Consider the following 1,116-nt stretch of genomic DNA (forward strand, 5'->3'; position numbering starts at 1 on the left):
TTATTGACGGGTAACTCAAACATCCCGTGATCGTTGAGTGTGTATGGATGTTGCGGTGACCGATGCGAGGCGGCTTTCCCAGCAGGCGCAAGAGGATCTGCGTCGGCGGGCGGTGGCGGCGTGGCAGGGTGGGATGTCGCAGGCTGAGGTGGCGCGCGTGTTTCGGGTCGGGCCGAAGACGGTGTGGGTGTGGGTGGAGGCGTTTCGCCGTAAGGGGAATCGGGGGTTGAACGCCCGGAAACGTGGTCGGCGGCCGGATGAGCAGAAGGCGTTGACGGCGCGGCAGCAGGCGCGGGTGCGTCGGGCGGTCATCCATCAGTGCCCGGACCAGGTGGCGTTGCCGGGGTTGGTGTGGACCCGCCCGCAGGTGCGGCAGTTGATCCGTGACTGGTTCGATATTGGGTTGTCGCTGGTCACGATCGGTAAGTACCTGCGGTCGTGGGGACTGTCCCCGCAGAAGCCGATCCGCAAGGCCTACGAGCAGGATCCCGAGGCTGTCACGCGGTGGCTGGAGGTGACCTACCCGGCGATCGCCGGGCAGGCCAAGGCCGAGGGTGGCATCGTGCTGTGGCTGGACCAGACCGGGCTGCGGTCGGACGCCGCGGTAGGCACCACCTGGGCGCCGGTCGGGCAGACCCCGGTGGTGGCCAAGACCGGACGGCGGTTCGGCGTGAACGTGATGGCCGCGATCTCCAACAAGGGCGAGTTGTACTTCACCTGCTACCTCGGCACCCTCAACGGCGAGGTGTTCCTGAAGTTCCTGGACCGGCTCGTGCGCCACCTGGACCGGAAGATCCACCTCATCGTCGACGGACACCCCGTACACCGCCGCGCTGACGTGCGCACCTGGGTCGCCGAACGCGTTGCCCAGCTTGAGATGCACTACCTGCCCGGCTACAGCCCCGAGCTGAATCCCGTAGAACTACTCAACGGCGACATCAAACACCATGTCGCACAAACCAATCCCACCAACCAGCAGCAACTGGCCGCCCAGGCCCGCACCCACCTACGCCGGCGACAGAACCAGCCCCACCTCATCCGGAGCCTGTTCGGCAAACCAGAAGTCCGCTACGCCGCCGGATGACCACGGGACATTTGGGTTACCCATCAATAACA

The 1,116-nt window shown here is 65.6% G+C and carries 1 protein-coding gene; it reads left to right on the forward strand.

The annotated features are described in order from the left end of the window. The first annotated feature begins 55 nt into the window (after positions 1-55). Positions 56-1,084, forward strand: coding sequence for an IS630 family transposase (locus IEY61_RS30875; RefSeq protein WP_229706659.1), 1,029 nt, complete (start codon positions 56-58; stop codon positions 1,082-1,084). Positions 1,085-1,116: the final 32 nt, after the last annotated feature.

The organism is Micromonospora sonchi (assembly GCF_014646235.1).
Lineage (GTDB): Bacteria > Actinomycetota > Actinomycetes > Mycobacteriales > Micromonosporaceae > Micromonospora > Micromonospora sonchi.